Origin of the sequence: Flavobacterium arabinosi (assembly GCF_048158725.1) — a bacterium.
In the GTDB taxonomy this organism is placed as follows: domain Bacteria; phylum Bacteroidota; class Bacteroidia; order Flavobacteriales; family Flavobacteriaceae; genus Flavobacterium; species Flavobacterium arabinosi.
The window spans coordinates 782,411-801,401 of the sequence record NZ_JBLNKX010000001.1; the positions used below are offsets into that span (position 1 = coordinate 782,411).

20 protein-coding genes are annotated in these 18,991 nt (G+C 35.4%); 10 read left to right on the top strand and 10 right to left on the bottom strand.

Going from position 1 to position 18,991, the window contains the following annotated elements; all coding sequences use genetic code 11:
• Positions 1-56: 56 nt before the first annotated feature.
• Entirely contained in the window at positions 57-1,484 is a 1,428-nt protein-coding gene (locus tag ACM55K_RS03185) for an ammonium transporter (RefSeq protein ID WP_416848794.1), read from the top strand.
• A 139-nt stretch (positions 1,485-1,623) separates the two neighbouring features.
• Positions 1,624-4,092, top strand: coding sequence for an AsmA-like C-terminal region-containing protein (locus ACM55K_RS03190; protein ID WP_416848795.1), 2,469 nt, complete (start codon positions 1,624-1,626; stop codon positions 4,090-4,092).
• A 20-nt stretch (positions 4,093-4,112) separates the two neighbouring features.
• Here the strand turns inward: ACM55K_RS03190 and ACM55K_RS03195 are convergent, their stop codons facing one another.
• Positions 4,113-5,723, bottom strand: a complete 1,611-nt coding sequence (locus tag ACM55K_RS03195; RefSeq protein WP_416848796.1) for a L,D-transpeptidase family protein — start codon at positions 5,721-5,723, stop codon at positions 4,113-4,115.
• Between the two features lie 221 nt (positions 5,724-5,944).
• On the opposite strand from ACM55K_RS03195, the gene trmB reads away from it, so the two are divergent.
• The 3 genes from trmB to ACM55K_RS03210 are packed head-to-tail and all read left to right on the top strand — an operon-like array spanning position 5,945 to position 7,686.
• Positions 5,945-6,622, top strand: a complete 678-nt coding sequence (gene trmB, locus ACM55K_RS03200) for a tRNA (guanosine(46)-N7)-methyltransferase TrmB (RefSeq protein ID WP_416848979.1) — start codon at positions 5,945-5,947, stop codon at positions 6,620-6,622.
• 54 nt (positions 6,623-6,676) lie between these two features.
• Positions 6,677-7,312: a LysE family transporter gene (locus ACM55K_RS03205; protein WP_416848797.1), complete on the top strand. Its 636-nt coding sequence runs from the start codon at positions 6,677-6,679 to the stop codon at positions 7,310-7,312.
• Positions 7,313-7,356: 44 nt separating this feature from the next.
• A complete protein-coding gene (locus ACM55K_RS03210; RefSeq protein ID WP_416848798.1) occupies positions 7,357-7,686 on the top strand; it encodes an MGMT family protein in 330 nt (109 codons plus the stop codon).
• 3 nt (positions 7,687-7,689) lie between these two features.
• Here the strand turns inward: ACM55K_RS03210 and ACM55K_RS03215 are convergent, their stop codons facing one another.
• Complete coding sequence (locus tag ACM55K_RS03215) at positions 7,690-8,241, bottom strand: hypothetical protein (protein WP_416848799.1); 552 nt, start codon at positions 8,239-8,241, stop codon at positions 7,690-7,692.
• 339 nt (positions 8,242-8,580) lie between these two features.
• On the opposite strand from ACM55K_RS03215, the gene ACM55K_RS03220 reads away from it, so the two are divergent.
• The 3 genes from ACM55K_RS03220 to ACM55K_RS03230 all read left to right on the top strand — a co-directional run bounded on the left by ACM55K_RS03220 (position 8,581) and on the right by ACM55K_RS03230 (position 10,527).
• Positions 8,581-9,708, top strand: coding sequence for an Mrp/NBP35 family ATP-binding protein (locus tag ACM55K_RS03220; RefSeq protein ID WP_416848800.1), 1,128 nt, complete (start codon positions 8,581-8,583; stop codon positions 9,706-9,708).
• Between the two features lie 69 nt (positions 9,709-9,777).
• The gene (locus ACM55K_RS03225; RefSeq protein ID WP_416848801.1) at positions 9,778-10,017 is read left to right on the top strand and encodes a NifU family protein; all 240 of its coding nucleotides are present in this window, start codon (positions 9,778-9,780) and stop codon (positions 10,015-10,017) included.
• Positions 10,018-10,209: 192 nt separating this feature from the next.
• The gene (locus ACM55K_RS03230; protein ID WP_035668621.1) at positions 10,210-10,527 is read left to right on the top strand and encodes a 2Fe-2S iron-sulfur cluster-binding family protein; all 318 of its coding nucleotides are present in this window, start codon (positions 10,210-10,212) and stop codon (positions 10,525-10,527) included.
• A gap of 34 nt (positions 10,528-10,561) precedes the next feature.
• Here the strand turns inward: ACM55K_RS03230 and ACM55K_RS03235 are convergent, their stop codons facing one another.
• The 7 genes from ACM55K_RS03235 to ACM55K_RS03265 all read right to left on the bottom strand — a co-directional run bounded on the left by ACM55K_RS03235 (position 10,562) and on the right by ACM55K_RS03265 (position 16,602).
• The gene (locus ACM55K_RS03235; protein ID WP_416848802.1) at positions 10,562-11,455 is read right to left on the bottom strand and encodes a serine/threonine protein phosphatase; all 894 of its coding nucleotides are present in this window, start codon (positions 11,453-11,455) and stop codon (positions 10,562-10,564) included.
• An 81-nt stretch (positions 11,456-11,536) separates the two neighbouring features.
• A complete protein-coding gene (locus ACM55K_RS03240) occupies positions 11,537-12,310 on the bottom strand; it encodes an SGNH/GDSL hydrolase family protein (protein WP_416848803.1) in 774 nt (257 codons plus the stop codon).
• Positions 12,311-12,379: 69 nt separating this feature from the next.
• Positions 12,380-13,162, bottom strand: a complete 783-nt coding sequence (locus ACM55K_RS03245; RefSeq protein WP_416848804.1) for a DUF3050 domain-containing protein — start codon at positions 13,160-13,162, stop codon at positions 12,380-12,382.
• 91 nt (positions 13,163-13,253) lie between these two features.
• Positions 13,254-14,432 carry an acyl-CoA dehydrogenase family protein gene (locus ACM55K_RS03250; protein WP_416848805.1) on the bottom strand — a complete coding sequence of 393 codons (1,179 nt, stop codon included), beginning with the start codon at positions 14,430-14,432 and terminating at the stop codon, positions 13,254-13,256.
• Positions 14,433-14,672: 240 nt separating this feature from the next.
• Positions 14,673-15,380, bottom strand: coding sequence for a tRNA1(Val) (adenine(37)-N6)-methyltransferase (locus tag ACM55K_RS03255; protein WP_416848806.1), 708 nt, complete (start codon positions 15,378-15,380; stop codon positions 14,673-14,675).
• 109 nt (positions 15,381-15,489) lie between these two features.
• On the bottom strand, positions 15,490-16,014 hold the full coding sequence (rimM, locus tag ACM55K_RS03260; protein WP_416848807.1) for a ribosome maturation factor RimM: 525 nt from the start codon (positions 16,012-16,014) through the stop codon (positions 15,490-15,492).
• A gap of 15 nt (positions 16,015-16,029) precedes the next feature.
• Complete coding sequence (locus tag ACM55K_RS03265) at positions 16,030-16,602, bottom strand: 30S ribosomal protein S16 (protein ID WP_416848808.1); 573 nt, start codon at positions 16,600-16,602, stop codon at positions 16,030-16,032.
• Positions 16,603-16,800: 198 nt separating this feature from the next.
• Here ACM55K_RS03265 and ACM55K_RS03270 point away from each other — a divergent pair, with 198 nt between their 5' ends.
• Both ACM55K_RS03270 and ACM55K_RS03275 read left to right on the top strand, forming a co-directional pair.
• Positions 16,801-17,283, top strand: a complete 483-nt coding sequence (locus tag ACM55K_RS03270) for a DUF6252 domain-containing protein (RefSeq protein WP_416848809.1) — start codon at positions 16,801-16,803, stop codon at positions 17,281-17,283.
• Positions 17,284-17,424: 141 nt separating this feature from the next.
• Complete coding sequence (locus ACM55K_RS03275; RefSeq protein WP_035668600.1) at positions 17,425-17,787, top strand: RNA recognition motif domain-containing protein; 363 nt, start codon at positions 17,425-17,427, stop codon at positions 17,785-17,787.
• A 112-nt stretch (positions 17,788-17,899) separates the two neighbouring features.
• On the opposite strand, the gene leuB is transcribed toward ACM55K_RS03275, so the two are convergent.
• Positions 17,900-18,961: a 3-isopropylmalate dehydrogenase gene (leuB, locus tag ACM55K_RS03280; RefSeq protein ID WP_416848810.1), complete on the bottom strand. Its 1,062-nt coding sequence runs from the start codon at positions 18,959-18,961 to the stop codon at positions 17,900-17,902.
• Positions 18,962-18,991: the final 30 nt, after the last annotated feature.

The window sequence follows — 18,991 nt, forward strand, 5'->3', positions numbered from 1 at the left end:
CGAAATTAAATTTTTTTTAACTTTGCCCCCTAATAAAATGGGGTTAAGTAAATAAAATGAAAATAGAGAAACGCTGGATCATATCCTTTGTAATTATAAGTTTAGTTTGCATCACCGGTGTATTGTGGCCAGCAGTAACAACAACTGATGCTGTTCTTTCACAATTTGGAACTATCGATCAAATTATTCCTGCCGATGTTGCGTGGATGCTAACTTCCTGTTGTCTAGTGTTAATAATGACGCCAGGATTGTCTTTCTTTTATGGCGGTATGGTAGGGAAGAAAAATGTGATTTCAACCATGTTGCAAAGTTTTGTTTGTTTGGGTGTAGTCACTTTATTATGGGTTGTAGTTGGTTTTAGTTTAGCTTTTGGAGAACCATTAGGAATTCATATTGGTTCTGGTTTTTATAGTTTTGTGGGTGATCCCACTTCGTTCACCTTTATGGACTATGTAGGAGTGTTGCCACATAAAAAAATAGCGAGCACTGTTCCATTTATGTTGTTTGCTTTGTTTCAAATGAAATTTGCTGTTATTGCGCCAGCGATTATCACCGGATCTTTTGCGGAACGCGTTCGTTTTATATCTTATTTGCTTTTTATCTGTTTATTTACGTTGTTCATATATGCGCCTTTGTGCCATGCCGTTTGGTATCCTACGGGAATCTTGGGCTCTTATTTTGGGGTTAAAGATTTTGCCGGAGGAACTGTAGTACACATGAGTGCCGGGTTTGCCGCTTTGGCAGGTGTTATTGTTTTAGGAAAAAGAAAAAATAGCCGACACGTTCCCACCAATATTCCTTTTGTTTTATTGGGAACCGGGATGCTTTGGTTTGGTTGGATTGGTTTTAATGCCGGTTCTTCTTTGGAAGCCAATGGGGTTGCGGCAATGGCTTTTGCTACGACAACAACCGCATCGGCAGCAGCCATGTTAACTTGGATTTTCTTTGATCGAATAAACGGCAGAAAAGTATCGGCACTGGGAGCTTGTATTGGAGCTGTAGTGGGACTGGTTTCTATCACACCAGCAGCTGGTTTCGTATCCGTTCCAGAAAGTATGTTCTTTGGTTTTATCGCCGCCCTGGTTTCAAATTGGGTTGTTAATGCTAAATTTTTAAAAGGAATCGATGATACTTTAGATGTTTTTGCCTGTCACGGAGTGGGTGGAATTATGGGAATGATTCTGACGGCAATTTTTGCGCATGGCGAAGATGCCAGCTTGCTTCATGGTGGATGGAATGTTTTTGGACATCACATGATGGCATTGGTTCTCGTTTCTATTTATACTTTTTTTGGCGCTTTTCTTTTGTTCAAAATCACCAATAGGATTATTCCGATGCGTGTTTCTGAAGAAGCTGAAATCATGGGATTAGACCTGTCGCAGCATGACGAAACACTCTTTCCTATTGAGTGTGCCGATGTTGCTGAAGAAGAATATGATACTATTTTTGCTTCCCAGAAACATTTAGAAGAACGGGTGATTTAGGAAACGGAGTTTTGTTTTTTCAGTTTACCCATACTGTTTTTAACTTTTCAAAGGAGTATTGATTCTGGTTTTTGCGTTAAATAGTTCCATAAAAGAGTATTTTTAGGTTATCTTTATTTTAATCGATAACGAAAATACGATGAATCAATTTTGGGAAAGCACTAAAGCATATTTAAAAACCACCAATTTTAGAAAAATAATCAAAAGAGTTGGTTTTTTCTTTATCGGTAGTATTGCCTTCGTTTTGTTGTGTTCCGGAATTTTAGCGATTTATTTTGATGCTAATAAAACGGAAATCGTTGCTCAAATTAATGTCAAAATCAACGAAAATATAAAGGGAACAATCCATATTGGCGATATTAAATACAAGTTATTAACAGGTTTCCCCAATGTGACTTTGGCCTTGAGCCAAGTGGAATTAAAAGATAGTTTGTGGGCCATCCATAAACGTACGTTGCTCAAAGCAGCGCAAATTGAAATTCGTTTGGGTCTTTGGAGCTTGCTGGCAAACGAGATCAATATAGATAAAATCGAAATTAAGGAAGCGACGCTGTACTTGTTTAAGGGTAAAAATGGAATTGTAAATACGGATGTTTTTAGATCCAAACCAAAAGACGCTAAATCAAAAAGTTCCACCACATCTTCTATTGATGAAATCGTGTTTAATCAAGTCCGTTTCGTGTCAGAAAATCAAGTGGGTAATAAGCGCTTTGATTTTGATGTTATTTTTTTAAAAAGTAAAATTGAACACGACAACGACAATTGGCATACTGATGTTTATCTAAAAACGCTTGCCAAGAGCATGGCTTTCAATACAAAAAGAGGAAGTTTTATTCAAGATAAAATAGTGGAAGGTGTCTTGGCAGTTGACTTTCTCAACGAAAAAAACCAAATTAGTGTTGCCGCTCAGGATATCGAAATTGGAAAAGACCCTTTTGTTATCCACGCTCATTTTAGTTTGGATAAAAATAAATCACCTTTTGACATTACTATCAAAACGGACATTTTATGGCAAGACGCCTCAAATTTGATGAGTGAGAATATCAGTTCCAGAATCAGCCGATTTGATTTGAAAAAGCCAATACAAATCGGTTGCACGATTATAGGAGATATGAATGCTACCGGAGATCCTCAGATTGTCGTGAAAACTAAAACTAGCGATAATGAACTCCAGATACCGGACGGGCTCATCTCTAATTGTAGTTTTGATGCCAGCTTTACAAACAATTATAAAAAAGGAAACGGCTGCAATGATGTCAATTCCACGATTACACTAAGGAATTTTTCAGGCGCTTATAAAACGATTCCTTTTTCAATTCCAATTGGAATCATATCAAATTTTGAAAAAACGACTGCAGCCGGAAGTTTTAAATCTGATTTTGATATTTCCCGATTGAATGCAATAGTTAATAAAGATTTCATGCGTTTTTCTGGCGGTCAAGCCAAAGTGAATTTGGAATATAAATTTGATATTGTCAATTTAGAAATACAAAAACCAATGTTTACAGGGAATGTTTCCGTTAAAAATGCTACCGTAAACTATGGGCCGCGGAATGTAACTTTTCAAAAAACAGACATTCAACTTGATTTTACCGAGAAAGCGTTGTTGATCAAAAAAATTAAGTTCAAAGATCGCAAGAATACGGTTTTTATGGAAGGAAAAGTAGACAACTTCCTTACTTTATATTATGACAATCCAGAAAAAATGGTAGTTAATTGGGACATTTATTGTCCTTTTCTGGATGTTAAACAGTTTTTGGGAATTATTACGCGTTCCTCTCAAAAAAAGGTTAAAAAGAAAAATAAAACAGATGATTTTTCTAATAAACTGTCTTCGGTTATTGATAAATGCCAAGTGGTCTTGAATTTAAAAGCCGATAAAATGGTCTATAGTAAATTGGAAGCAACTAAGGCTAAGGCCACAGTTTTATTGGTCAATAATACATTAATCGTAAAAAATGGTTGGGTACAAAGCTCGGGAGGAACCATTGCTTTTGATGGACAATTGGTGCCAAAAAACAATCTTTTCTTTTTAGAATCCAATGTAAAAATTAACCGGGTAGCTATTACACAATTCTTGACTTCGTTAAATAATTTTGGGATTCAGTCTTTTAAACCAAAAAACATTAAAGGATATCTTTCGGCTTCGGCTTCTGTTAAAGGAACGCTGCTTTCGGGAGGTCAATTAAAGACAAATTCTCTTGCGGGCGTGGCCAAATTTGATGTAAATAAAGGGGCTTTGGTCGACTTTGAACCAATAAAAAAAGTAGGCAAGCTTGCTTTCCCTTTTAGAGATGTCAACAATATCGTTTTTAGTGATTTATCGGGTGATTTTAACATAGATGGAGATTTGGTGAATGTCAATACTTTAAAAGTCAGTTCCAGCGTTTTGAACTTGGACATAAATGGACTGTATTCCTTTAACAGAGGAACAAATTTAGCATTGACGATTCCGCTGAGAAACCCAAAAAGAGATGAAAACATCACGGATAAAAACGAAATAGCCGACCGCCGAAATAAAGGAATCGTACTCTATTTATTGGCTGTTGACGAAGAAGGGAAAATAAAAATCAAATGGAATAAAAACCATGAAAAATTAAATCGCTAATAGTAAATGCGATGATACATTTATTTGGAATCATCAGCAATTAATAGTTCAGCCAAGCGGTCGTCCCTGATGTAAATGTCATTATAAAAACTAATTTCCCCGGCATCGTTTACCCAAGTCGTGAAATAACCAATGTGTACCGGGATTTTCTTTTTCAGGATGCAAGGGGTCTCCACTTCGCCTTTCATGGCCTCATCGATGCGTTCTATTGGCCAGTCAGGATCATCTTTTAAAATTAACAAGGCCAATTCTTTGGCTTTGTTGATATTGATGCAACCGTGACTGTAGGCTCGATACTCATATTGAAACAAATCTTTGGAGGGTGTATCATGTAAATAGATGTCATTAGTATTAGGAAACACAAACTTAACCAGTCCCAAGGAGTTTTTTGGTCCGGGTCGTTGTCTGGCATTCCCTTTATTCCATTCAATATTATGTTTTTCCAGATAATTTTCGTCTCGAGCGATAGCATCCATTAATTCATTTTTAATAATGCTTTTGGGGATGTTCCAATAAGGGCTGAATATTATTTTAGTGATGTTACTGCTGAAAACCACGGTTTCAGTCATGTTTTTACCTACGAGGACTTTCGACTCCAATTCATTTTTACCATTTTTCTTAAAAATGAGTTTGTAGGATGGGATATTTATGATGATGTACTCATCGGCTTTTGTCAATTCTGGAGCAATCCATCGACAGCGTTCCATATTGACTATAATGCTTTTGATGTAGTTTTCTATGGGAATGTTCATGCGCTTAATATGCTTCGATGTAAGCAGGTAATCTATTTTATAACCATGTCTTTTTTTGTAATTCAATACACCGGCCATTAATTCGGCATCGTACCGATTGCTTTTGGAATCTTGCTCTAAGTCTCCAGTGACCACTAGACGTTGCCTGATTTGGCCAATTGTTTTTGAGCTGTCGTTTGGTTTGTATTCTGCTTCCAAAGAATCCATTGTTATGGTATTCCACTCTCCATTTTTTTCTATTTGGCGGTATTTTTTTAAAACCTCACGCAGTTTGTAATATTGTCCAAACAGCTGATTTTCATTTTTGATTAATAATTTAGGATCCAGTAATAAGGAGTCCAAAAGATTCTCATAAGAGAGATTTTTTCTGGGTAAAAACCATCCCATTTCCTTTAGTTTTTCACTGTCAATTCCCTGAAATACTTTTTTAGCATAAAACACATACATGGAAGAGAGTATTATTTCTGTGTCAGTTTCGGATAAATCATCGGTGGCACTCTCATTGAAAATGCCGTCGATTTTATCTTTATAGGCTAATTTGGACTTCAAACCTTCTTCTTCCAGTTGATTTACTTTAGAATATAACAAATGGGCAAACTCAATAAGGCCTTTGTCGTCAAACCAAATGGAATTGTAATTTCGTTTTTTGTACAAAGCAGTAACATCTGAATTGTATTTTTTTAAATTAGAATATTTCTTAAAGAAACTGGAAACCGTTACGCTGTCGATAGGAATTGTGGATTTTCTGGCTGATGATTCTGGAAGAAGTTGGGCAAAAGAAGTGGGTGCAACCGTACTATTTTCATTTCTGTTACGGTAAACGGAGGCAAGTAGAAAGCCAAATAAAATAATTGCGATTGATAAAACAAAGTTTCTCATGGCATCATTATTTTGTACAAAGGTAGAAAAAAAGCAGCTTTTTTAGTGAAAATCTAAAGAGAATTAAGGTTGGAGTAAGAAGTTTCGCAGACTATAAATCACAGTGTTTCTTGCTTTTTTTATATGCAGTAAATGTTCTCGAGATGATTTTTTTCATTTTTTCGCCAGCAAATCATTCGGTCTTATATATTTCCTTAATTTTGCCGAAATATTCTGAAAAAGTGGGAAGCAAAAATAAATTAAAAAGGTTTAAAGAAAACGAAACATTCGACAACGTTTTTCAACCAACAAGAGAAGAAGTGGTAGGGGATTTATTTCCGCTTAAAGGAAAATGGAATTCGGAGTTCTTCAAAAATGAAAATCCATTGGTGCTGGAATTAGGCTGTGGAAAAGGAGAATATTCAGTAGGTTTAGCCGAAAGATACCCAAATAAAAATTTTATTGGAATTGATATCAAAGGAGCGCGTTTCTGGCGTGGTGCCAAAACTGCGGTTGATACGGGACTTCATAATGTGGCTTTTATCAGAACTCAAATCGAATTAATCAATCATATTTTTGCGGAAAACGAAGTGGACGAAATTTGGATTACTTTCCCAGATCCACAAATAAAATACAAACGCACGAAACACAGAATGACCAATTCGGAGTTTTTACAGTTGTATAAAAAAATCCTCAAAAAAGACGGTGTAGTAAACTTAAAAACCGACAGTGAGTTCATGCACGGTTATACATTAGGATTGCTGCACGGTGAAGGACATGAAGTTTTGTATGCGAATCATAATGTGTACGTAAACGAAGGAAGTCCGGAGGAAGTTACTGCCTTTCAGACTTTCTATGAAAAACAATATTTGGAAATTAACAAGGCAATTACGTATATTAGATTCAAAATTAAAGAATAGTATTACGTTTACAACTCGAATAGTTTCTGTTTTTTGAATGCAAAAAATTTCCTTATGAATTTAATCACATCTTTGTTTTTGGGTTTTGTTACTGCTTTTATTGGGATCACACCACCAGGTTTACTCAATATGACAGCTGCTAAAGTAAATCTAAAAGAAGGAAAAAGAAGCGCAATATGGTTCGTTTCAGGTGCTGTATTTATAATATTTTTTCAAGCCTATCTTGCTATATTGTTTTCTCACTATATTGCTGACCGTCCTGATGTTTTAATTTTGTTGCGTGAAGCAGGATTTGGTGTTTTTACATTGTTAACCATTTATTTCCTTTGGATTGCCAAAAAACCAAAGATTAAAAAGGGGAAAATAAAAAAATACAGTAGCACAAAAAGGTTTTTTCTTGGAATGTTGCTTTCTGCGCTTAATTTTTTCCCTATTCCTTATTATGTTTTTGTAAGTGTCACTTTGTCGTCTTACAACCTGTTTTCTTATACCATGACCTATATTTTTGTTTTTGTTACGGGTGTTGTACTGGGCTCTTCGTTGGTTTTTTATTGTTATATCACATTCTTTCAAAAAATACAAAACAAGACGGATTATATCATTAAAAATATGAATACGATTATAGGATCTATAACCGGATTGATAGCATTAATCACTTTAATCAATATCATACGATATTATTTGAGGTAGTTTTAAAGTCTGAATAGGAATTCCATTTTATTAGATTTATAATCATGTCAAACGATAATTTTTTCGAACGAGTCTACGCCATCGCCAGACAAATTCCTTATGGGAAAGTCACTTCTTATGGTGCTATTGCAAAAGCTTTAGGAACTGCGCGCTCTGCTAGAATGGTGGGCTGGGCGATGAATGCTTCACATAATATGGAAGATGTTCCGGCACATCGGGTGGTGAATAGAAAAGGATTGCTTACGGGAAAACTTCATTTTGACGGAACGAATCTGATGCAACAATTATTGGAAAACGAAGGAATAGAAGTTTTGAATAACCAAATTGTGGATTTCGAAAAACATTTTTGGCAACCAGAGGTTAGGCAAGAGTGATTTTTACAATTTTGAAAGGTCACTTTCGTTGTTGTTATCGTTCTTTTTATTGTTTATTTCGGCAATTCGGATTAGATACGCTTCGATGGTTTCACGCTCTCCAATTGGCATGCTGTCCAATAAACTATCAAATCCATTAATTAAATTGGTGTATTTCTCAAATGTATCTTCGAGTAATTGATCGTTTTTTGTTTCCCAATAATTTCCCTCATCTGTAAGATCAAAATTTTCAAAATATTTTTTGTTTATATAATCGAAAATCTTTATTAGTTGTTTGTGAATTTCAGGTCCGGCAAATTGAGTTTTTACCGATAAATAATTGTCGTCTAACTCATTTACGGAAACCATCGAAGATTCGAAATTATAGAAAGCACACATTTTTCCGTTGGATAGAAAAGTCAAGCAAACAACTTCGCAATTGGGAGGACTAAAACAAATACCGTAAATGGAATCATTATAGCTATCAAGAGTAAAAGCATGGCTTGGAAAGGCTTCTTCAAAAACATGAAATTTCCATTGGTTTGCCTGTGAGATGTCACTCACCTCTTCAATCATTTTTTTTAAAAGGATAGGGTTTTTCAGTGCTCCCTTATAATGAAAACTTAATCCCATATTTTTTTCTTATAAATTTAGATTATAAATTTTGGTTTATTGGGTTTAATGAGGTTGTTTTTTAATTAAACTAGAAAGATAAATTGGTCCGTCTTGATGGATTGGTATTGAAAAAATATTATGCTGAAATTCTCTAATAACTACCGTCAATTTCCACATCAATAAATGCAATACAAATCCTTTATAATAAGAACTTTTCATAGTATCTTTGTAATCTGAAATCAGTTTAAATAAAGATAATATTCTGGAGCTAAAATGCCAATAGAAAACAATAAACTAAAAATGAAATTAGATAGGAAAGACATTCTTAAAGCTTTAGAAACGATTACTATAGCTGGAGAAGGAAAAAACATGGTTGAAAGTGGCGCAATAGCAAATGTAATTACTTTTGGCGATGAGGTTGTAGTAGATTTAGTATTGCACACACCGGCAATGCACATTAAAAAGCGTGCTGAAGACGATATCAAAAAAACAATTCTTGAATTAGTATCTCCGGATGCTAAAATCAAAATCAATAGTAAAGTTGAAGTTCCGGACAAACCAGAAATTAAAGGAAAACAAATTCCGGGAATAAAAAATATTATCGGTGTTGCTTCTGGTAAAGGAGGTGTAGGGAAATCTACCGTTACTGCAAATCTAGCGGTATCATTGGCTAAAATGGGTTTCTCAGTAGGAATTCTTGACGCTGATATTTACGGACCGTCTATGCCAATCATGTTTGACGTAGAAAATGAAAAGCCAGTCTCTGTAATGGTGGATGGGAAATCAAAAATGAAACCAGTTGAAAGCTATGAAGTAAAAATTCTTTCGATAGGATTTTTTACAGCGCCAAGTCAAGCGGTAATTTGGAGAGGACCCATGGCTTCCAAAGCATTAAACCAAATGATTTTTGATGCGGACTGGGGAGAATTGGATTTCATGTTAGTCGATTTGCCACCAGGAACGGGTGATATTCACCTTTCAATCGTGCAATCATTGCCAATTACGGGTGTTGTAATAGTAAGTACTCCACAAGCCGTAGCTTTGGCCGATGCTAAAAAAGGAGTTTCTATGTTCATGTCTGAAGCAATAAATGTTCCTGTATTGGGAATTATTGAAAACATGGCCTACTTCACACCCGAAGAATTACCTGAAAATAAATATTATATCTTTGGAAAAGAAGGAGCTAGAAATCTTGCAGAAGATTTAGAAGTTCCATTCCTGGGAGAAGTGCCAATTGTACAATCAATCCGTGAAGCGGGAGATTACGGTCGTCCTGCAGCGATGCAAACCGGTTCAATTATCGAAACTGTTTTCGAAGAAATCACGAGAAAAGTGGTGCAGGAAGTAGTAAGCAGAAACGAAAATTTACCTGCTACTGAAGCTGTTAAAATTACAACTATGGCAGGCTGTTCAGCAGTAAAAAAATAGAAATTAGCATCTTTGAAAATGATTTTTAATCTTTCAATTTTCTAATCTTTCAATCTTTAAATAAAGAAAATGACAACAGAAGAATTAACACTAGAAGTTCAAAGAGCATTAGAAGAAATCAGACCTTTCTTGAACTCTGATGGCGGAGATATTACACTTATTTCGATCGAGGACGACAAACACGTAAAAGTGCGTCTTGAAGGAGCATGTACCAGTTGCAGTGTAAACCAAATGACATTGAGAGCTGGTGTGGAAACCACCATCAAAAAGTTTGCTCCCCAAATAGAAACTGTTGTAAATATCCTATAAATGATTAGGGCGTGACCATTTTGAGAAAAAAGCTACTCTAGATAACGAGTATTTGCCTTTTTTCTCAAAATGGTCGGGCTATCCGCGCTACTTCGGTAGCTAGCTGCTATCCCTCACGCAAACAATCGGGATGCCTTTAAGACATTCCAAAAAGATACAATTGATTAACTAACCAATTCCAAATAGTAAAAAATGGATGTATTAATAAAAATTAAAGACAGAGAAGGAGTAGTGCATGAATTACAGGCTCCTACAGATATGGCCATGAACATCATGGAATTATGTAAAGCGTATGAACTTCCTGTAGAAGGAACTTGTGGCGGAATGGCCATGTGTGCTTCTTGTCAATGTTATGTCCTGAATGATGTTGCATTGCCTGAAATGGGCGACGATGAAGAAGCAATGCTCTCTGAAGCGTTCTATGTGAAATCAAACAGTCGTTTGGGCTGTCAAATCCCAATCACCGAAAGCCTAGAAGGATTAGAACTGGAGTTGGCTCCGGAAAATTAATAAAAAAGCGTTTGCCTCGGCAAACGCTTTTTTATTAATAATCTTTTAGATTTGTCGGGCCTTCAAGTACTTCTCTTACAACTTGAAGAATACCATTCTCCTTTGTGTCGATAAACCATTTTATAAGTGTTATCGTTCCATTTGCAATTTCAATTCCAGTGATACTTCTAGGATGCACGCAGCTTCCATCATTGAAGTAAGGTGTCGCGTTTTGACTTGGGTAAGAAAAACTAGGACGATGTGTGTGGCCTACAATGGTAATTTTACGATTGTTGTTCTCAATCCATTTTTTGATTCGCCGTTCGATTTTTATCCGTTCCACATAATTTTTAGCGGGGCTTGTAGGATCTGATATCCCCCAAATTTGTAGCGGTTTCCATAAGATGCGTACCATAAATCTGTTGATTTTCCAACCTACATAATTCATGAAATCGGCTTGATGACCATGGGTTAAAAATAGTTCTTGTTTGGTTTCCTGATGAACTAAAACGATGGCTTCATGGCATTGTATGCCAGTAAACAAGGGTTCAATTCTGTCGTTTTGTGTGTTTGTATACGTAGTAAGCGTTTTTTCTACATGGTCTTTATCTCGAAAAGTCATTTCATGATTACCCCAAATTTTATGGTATTTATTGGAATCATGAAATTTCTTTAGTAAAAGATACACGTTTTTGTGTGCTTCGAAAATAGTTTTAAAGAAAATATTCTCCCATAATTCATCCCCGTCACCCAACTCACAATACGCAAAACCATCGTTGTAATACTGGGTCATTGCATGAAAATAGACGTTTCGATTGCTTGCAAAATCATCAGCAAAACTGTTGTCGCTTCTGTGGCAGTCACTAAAAAGGATAAATTTTGACTGATTGTCAAAAGGAATTCTTTTAGCTTCTTGGTAAGCTCTTGTTAATCGTTCTTGGGAAGACATTTATTTATTTTAAAAATAAAGATAAAAAAAATAGGGAAGAAAGCTATTTTTTCCATTGATACTTCCTTTATGGAATTGTTTTTATTTTTGTATGGCTATAGCAGCTTTTGGCAAAATCCGTTCTATAAATAATGAATACGCTAATTCCGAAGGATGCAATCCGTCTTGAGCGACATGATTGGTATTTGTCAAACCTTGTCTGGTGATGTCGGTAATGTTTACAAATTCAATAGTGTTATCGGTGCAATACTTTTTTGCGAAAGCGTTATACTCATCAATTTCCATCGAAATTTTCGATTGAATTCCTGATCCTTGACCATAAGGAGTATAGGCATAATCTGGAATAGAAATTACAATGATATTAGCCTTGTCCTCTTTTGCAAGAGCAATAGCTTTGGTTACTAATTCAGGAAACTCTTTTTCATATAAAGAAAAAGATCTGTTTTGATATTGGTTATTTACGCCAATTAATAACGTGACCAAGTCATAATTTGATGCTGGATTTTGCAAATCAATTGCCGAGATTAAGGTAGTGGTGGTCCAGCCAGTTTGCGCAATAACCTTTAAAGGATAGTTGTTGTTTGGATTTAAATTACTCAAACTTTTCTTGAGTTGTTCCGGAAACCTACAGTTTTCACAAACGCTTTGTCCAATAGTGTAGCTGTCGCCAAGAGCTAAATAACTAAAGGTTTGATTTTGTGTTTGTGGTACTGTTACGACTACAGGATTAGTAGTAGTTGTAGGATTTGTAACTATTGGTGTGGAAGTCGTTCTAGGGATTGGACTTTCACTGCTACAACTCACGATAAAAAGTAGTAAAAAATACGCAACTATTATTTTGAGTTGTTTTTCCATTATTTTGAAATTTGGGATAGGTCATTTCTAAATAATAGTTACGTTTATTTGATGGTATTGGTTTTGTTTTTAAGCTAATTCCACATTCATCATTATGGTTTCTTCGATTGCATCCCAAAGTCCGATGCGTTTTTCTAAAGCTAAAATCGAAATTTCTTCTACATCTGACCATTTTTGTGCATCAGTTCCACAAAGTTCTGTTATCATTTTCATCGCCATAGGACCATGTTCATCAGCATCTAGTTCTATATGTCTTTCGAAATAATAAATTAGCTTACTCAAATCTTTTTTAGGAAAATTTTCTTGAAAATTTTTTAAAATTTCGGTAAACATACTCGGAATCAAGTCCTCTCTTCCAAAGGTAAAAGCAGCAGCTATTTCATGCGATTTTCCTTCTTCAATAACTCTGAAAGTAAAATCTAAAAATGCTTTGATATTCGGGTGTAAATTGCTTTTTTTAATAGCTACAAATATGTTTTTAAGCGAATTGACTTCTGATAAAAATTGTTCAATACCTGTTGTGTTTGCACCACAAGCTATCATCGCTTCAATATACATTTCATAATGACTTTGGCGACGACCGTCAATAGTCAAATCTGATTCTTCAGCAAGGACTATTTCGTTTATCAGATATCTGGTTTCTGGATTTTCTGTGGCGAACCAAGGAGTTGTTGTACATGTTAATTTGGATTGTAATGCTTTTAATAAGGACATAAAATCCCAAACCGCATACACGTGACTCTCAAGAAAACACTGCAAGTCTTCAATAGTTTTTACTTTTTTGTATAAGGGATGTTGTAACAATAGTTCTTTTTGGGGCTGTATCCTATTGTTGATTGTTTCAATATTCATCGGTGGTATTTTTATGTAAATATAAAAAAGCTTCTTGTTTCCAAGAAGCTTTTGCTATCAATTTTATAAATACTTTAATAGTCGTTCGATACTATTTGAAAGCTGAAATTCCAGTAATATCCATTCCTGTAATTAGTAAATGAATATCGTGCGTTCCTTCATAGGTAATTACGGATTCCAGATTCATCATGTGACGCATAATAGAATATTCACCGGTAATTCCCATTCCGCCTAGCATTTGTCTGGCTTCGCGAGCAATATGTATTGCCATATCTACATTATTTCTTTTGGCCATAGAGATTTGAGCTGTTGTAGCTCTGCCTTCATTCCTCAAAACTCCCAATCTCCAAGTCAATAGTTGTGCTTTGGTGATTTCAGTAATCATTTCTGCTAATTTCTTTTGTTGCAATTGTGTTCCTGCAATGGGTTTGTCAAACTGGATTCTTTCTTTGGCATAACGCAGCGCCGTATCGTAACAGTCCATTGCGGCACCAATAGCGCCCCAGGCAATTCCGTAACGCGCTGAATCAAGGCAGCCTAGCGGAGCTCCTAATCCAGATTTATTGGGTAATAAATTTTCTTTTGGTACTTTCACATTGTCAAAAATCAGCTCTCCTGTAGAAGAGGCACGAAGGGACCATTTATTATGCGTTTCTGGAGTGGTAAATCCTTCCATTCCTCTTTCCACAATTAAACCATGAATTCTTCCTTCTTCATTTTTTGCCCAAACAATGGCAATGTCAGCAAAAGGAGCATTCGAAATCCACATTTTGGCGCCGTTCAATACGTAATGATCGCCCATATCTTTAAAGTTCGTAATCATACTTCCGGGATCAGAACCATAATTAGGTTCTGTCAGTCCAAAACAGCCCATAAATTCACCGGTAGCCAGTTTTGGTAAGTATTTCATACGCTGTTCTTCGTTTCCATATTTCCAAATTGGATACATTACTAAGGAAGATTGTACGGATGAAGTAGAACGAACACCAGAATCGCCACGTTCAATTTCTTGCATGATTAAACCATACGAAATTTGGTCTAGACCTGCACCACCATATTCTTCAGGTATGTAAGGTCCAAAACCACCAATTTCACCCAAACCTTTTATGATTTGTTTTGGAAATTCAGCTTTTTGAGCATATTCTTCTATGATAGGAGAGACTTCACGTTTTACCCAAGCACGTGCAGAATCACGCACTAATTTGTGTTCTTCTGTTAGTAAATCGTCTAGGTTATAATAATCTGGAGCTTGAAATAAGTCTGGTTTCATGGTTAGGTAATTTTTATGTGCGACAAATTTACATAAAGAAAATATAACAAAAGCATTAATAAATGTTATATTTTTTTATTTTTATTCAAAGTAACAAAACGTTATAATCAAATAAGGTGTTTTATTAAAGCGTGATTTTAATGAAAAAATCATGGACTACTAATTTACAATAAAATAGCTAATTGCCGTTTGAAATTTATTTTAAATAAGGGAGTTGGTGTATTTGGATAAAATTCCAAATTACATTTTCAAGTAAAAATCTTTTGTCAATTCGATATATTCTGGGGTATATTGATGTCTTGAAGTTTCGATAATTAATTCATCAATAGTAATGATGGCATTTTCATTTCGGCTTAAAGCCAATAAACTGCGTTTGATTTCGGTATTTGGAGTTCCTTTTACCCGAGTAATTTTTAAAGGATATAATTCGTATTCTTTGGCAAGAGCCAAAAAAAGTTCTTCTTCTTTAAAAGGAATTATGGCAGAGAAAATACCGTTTTCAGAAAGTAGCAAAGCAGCCGCTTCGATTAAATCTTCAAAAGGCATCGCATCAGTAAAACGGGCTAAATCACGTTGTTCGTTTTCGGATTTGTAATCTTCAGTGTAAAATGGAGGATTGGAAACAATTAAATCATATTCATCTTCTGGCTCTTCTACAAATTCATCCAAACCGGCATGAAAACAAAATAAACGATCACTCCAAGGAGAGTTTTCAAAATTGTCTACGGATTGTTCGTAGGCTTCTTCGTCGATTTCTAAAGCGTCAATTTGTTCCGCGTTGCTTCTTTGCGCAAGCATTAAAGCGATAACACCTGTTCCAGCTCCAATGTCTAAAATGCTAAATGGATTGTTTTCAATTGGTGTCCAAGCGCCAAGTAAAACACCGTCGGTCCCAATTTTCATGGCACAACGATCTTGTTGGATTGAGAATTGCTTGAATGAAAACATAATTATTTAAGATTGCTACGCCAGTTCGCCTTTTAGGCTCGGGTGTAGATTAACGATTTTTGATTGCAGATTCAGTTAAACAAATTAACGATTAACCAATTAAACATTTCTACAAGTACATTTCAATAAGTCCTTCTGGTAAATCCATGATGACTTTTTTGTTTTCTCTGTCAATTTTTACAAGAAAATGGTCAATCATAGGAATGAGGATTTCTACATCACCGTTTAAAACTTCAAAAAGGGGTTGGGCAGTGGTGTCATTAATGGATTGAATTTTTCCAACAACGCCTAAGCGTTTGTCTTCCACTTCGAAACCAATTACTTCATGGAAGTAGAATTTATTGCCGGTAAGTTTTGGCAACATATTTAAGGGTAGATAAATGGCGTTGCCTATAATGGCATCGGCATCTTCTTCGGTATTCATATCTTCAAAACGAATTCGAAGAAAGTCGTTTTTATGCAGTGAACTATTTTCAATAAAAAAAGGAACCAAGTGTTTGTTGCATTCAACAAACACTGATTCCAAGTTTTCGTATAACTCAGGTTCGTCCGTGTCTAAATAGGCAAGAACTTCCCCTTTGAAACTAAATTTTTTAGCGATTTTACCTAAATAGAAACAATCTTCTTTACGCATGTTCGCCTTCTAAAATTATGCTTCAGTTGTTTCGTTATTTTCTTCTGCAGCTGGAGCTTCTTCAGCTTCAACTTCAGCAACTTCTTCAGCAACTTCTTCTTCAACAGCTGGAGTTGCAGCAGCGATAGCGTCAGCTTCTGCTTGAGCAGCTGCAGCTAAACGTTTAGCATTAACATCTTGTTCTGCTTTGAAAGCTTTAGCTTTAGCATCAGCTTGCACTTTTGTTAAACCTTCTTTTTTAGCATCAACTTTTCCAGATTTTGCTTCTAACCAAGTCGCTAATTTTGCATCAGCTTGCTCTTGAGTTAAAGCTCCTTTACGGATACCACCATCAAGGTGATGTTTCAATAAAGCTCCTTTGTAAGAAAGAATTGCTTTTGCAGTATCAGTTGGTTGAGCACCATTGTGCAACCATTTTACTGCGCTATCAAGGTTCAAGTCGATAGTTGCTGGGTTTGTGTTTGGATTGTAAGTACCGATTTTCTCTAAGTATTTACCGTCTCTTTTTGAGCGAGCATCTGCTGCTACAACCCAGTAAAAAGGTTTTCCTTTTTTACCGTGTCTTTGTAATCTAATTTTTACTGACATAATCTTGTGATTAAATTTTGAGGTACTCGACCTCGATTAATTAAGGGTGCAAAGATACATTTTTTATTTAGATTTGCTAATGCGGAGACTATTTTAATGAATAGTAATAAGTTAGGTTGGTTTGTTGTGTATTTTTCACTTCTATTTTATTTTTTTTAGCTATAATATCATACTTTTGTTTGTTTAAAAGATGCCTTTATGAAAAAATATTTTCTGTTTGTTGCCATGATTTTTTCTTTAGTTTCTTGTCAGGAAGATGTTAGCTTTAATAATCCTTCTTTGCAGGGTGTAAAAGACAATGTGTTTTGGAGAGCTGTTCAATCTAAGGCAACATTAGCTTCAGATGGATCTTTATTGATTGAAGCCTATACGAGGAATGAAGTTTTATCTTTGAAGGTAACTTCTACAAATGCTCAGACCTATTTTTTAGGAACCAGTGAGTCCAAAAAAGTAACTTATGTCTTAACCGATGCTACAGGTGCTTTAATTACTTTTTCCACAGGTTTTGGTATTGGAGACGGTCAAATTGTGATATCGGATTATGATGCTATAAACAAAACGATTACAGGTACGTTTAAATTTAATGCAGAAAATACTTACAATAATCCATTAGCTGGCCCTGTTGTGAATTTTCAGCAAGGCGTTTTTTATAAAGTTCCTGTGAGTTCACTTGTTCAATAAACTATGGCAAGTGTGTTCTTAAAAGGCTTCAATTAGGTGCTTTGGGATATTCTTTTTCAAATAAAAAACATAAATAAGCTAATCTATAGTAGATTAGAATAAAATAAGAGTACATTTGTTCTATTATTTAAATAAGTACATATGAATATTTTTGTTGGAAGTCTTCCATTCAGTATTGAGGAAGCAGATTTAAGAGAGTCTTTCGAGGCTTACGGAGCAGTTGATTCAGTTAAAATCATTACTGATAAATTTACTGGAAGAAGTAAAGGTTTCGGTTTTGTTGAAATGACAAATGATGACGAAGCTCAAAAAGCAATTGATGAATTGAACGGAGCTACTGTTCAAGGACGTGCAATTGTAGTAAACAAATCTGAGCCAAAACCAGAAGGTGAAAGAAGAAGTTTTAACAATAACAGTCGTGGTGGAGATTCACGCGGTGGTTATGGTGGTGGAAACAGCCGTGGTGGAGATAACCGTGGTGGTGGAAACAGAGGAGGATATTAATATTTTTTTCTTCAATATAAAAAAAGGTGTCAATTTATTGACACCTTTTTTGTTTGGTAGATATTCTGTAGAAATGCAACGTATTGCATTTCTACAGAATTATATAATTGTTTTACAAATTTGCAACTAACCAGTCACCAACTTCGCTAGTTTTATACGCTTTAGCATCTTTTCCAGCTAAATCCTCTGTTACAATTCCTTGTTCCAATGATTTGTTAACTACTGCTCTAATCGCTTCTGCTTCTTCTTTTAATCCAAAAGCATCTTCAAACATCATTGCTGCAGATAATACTGTCGCTAATGGATTGGCAATATTTAAACCTGTAGCTTGTGGATAAGAACCATGTATAGGTTCGTACAATGAAGTGTGTTCTCCTACTGATGCTGATGGCATTAATCCCATAGAGCCTGATATCACAGAAGCTTCATCTGTTAATATATCACCAAATAAGTTTTCGGTAATCAAGACGTCATAAGAATTTGGCCATTGAACTAAACGCATCGCTACAGCATCAACGAACTCATAACTCACCGTTACTTCAGGATATTCTTTTTCCATCGCTTGTACAGTCTCTCTCCATAAACGGGAAGTTTCCAATACATTTGCTTTATCAACACAACATAATTTTTTTGAACGTGTCATGGCAAGTTCAAAACCTTTTTTAGCTAAACGTTGTACTTCGACTCTTGTGTAAGTACACGTGTCAAAAGCAGTTTCGCCGTCGTCTTTTCTTCCTTTTTCACCAAAATAAATTCCTCCGGTAAGTTCTCTTAAAAAGATCAAATCGGTTCCTTCGATACGTTCTCTTTTCAAAGGAGAGTTGTCAATCAAAGATGGGAAAGTAAATGTAGGACGTACATTAGCAAACAAACCTAATTTTTTGCGCATCAACAATAAACCTTGTTCTGGTCTCACAGGAGCACTTGGGTCATTATCATATTTTGGGTGTCCGATAGCTCCAAATAGAACTGCATCAGCAGCCATGCAAATTTCATGCGTTTCATCAGGATAAGGAACTCCAACGGCATCAATGGCACAAGCTCCTGTAAGAGCTGGAGTCCAATTGATTTCGTGGTTAAATTTTTTTGCAATAGCATCAGAAACTTTTACGGCTTCATTGATTACTTCTGGTCCAATTCCATCTCCGGCTAAAAGGGCTATGTTAAATTTCATTAGGTATGTTTTAAATTAATATCATTTTTA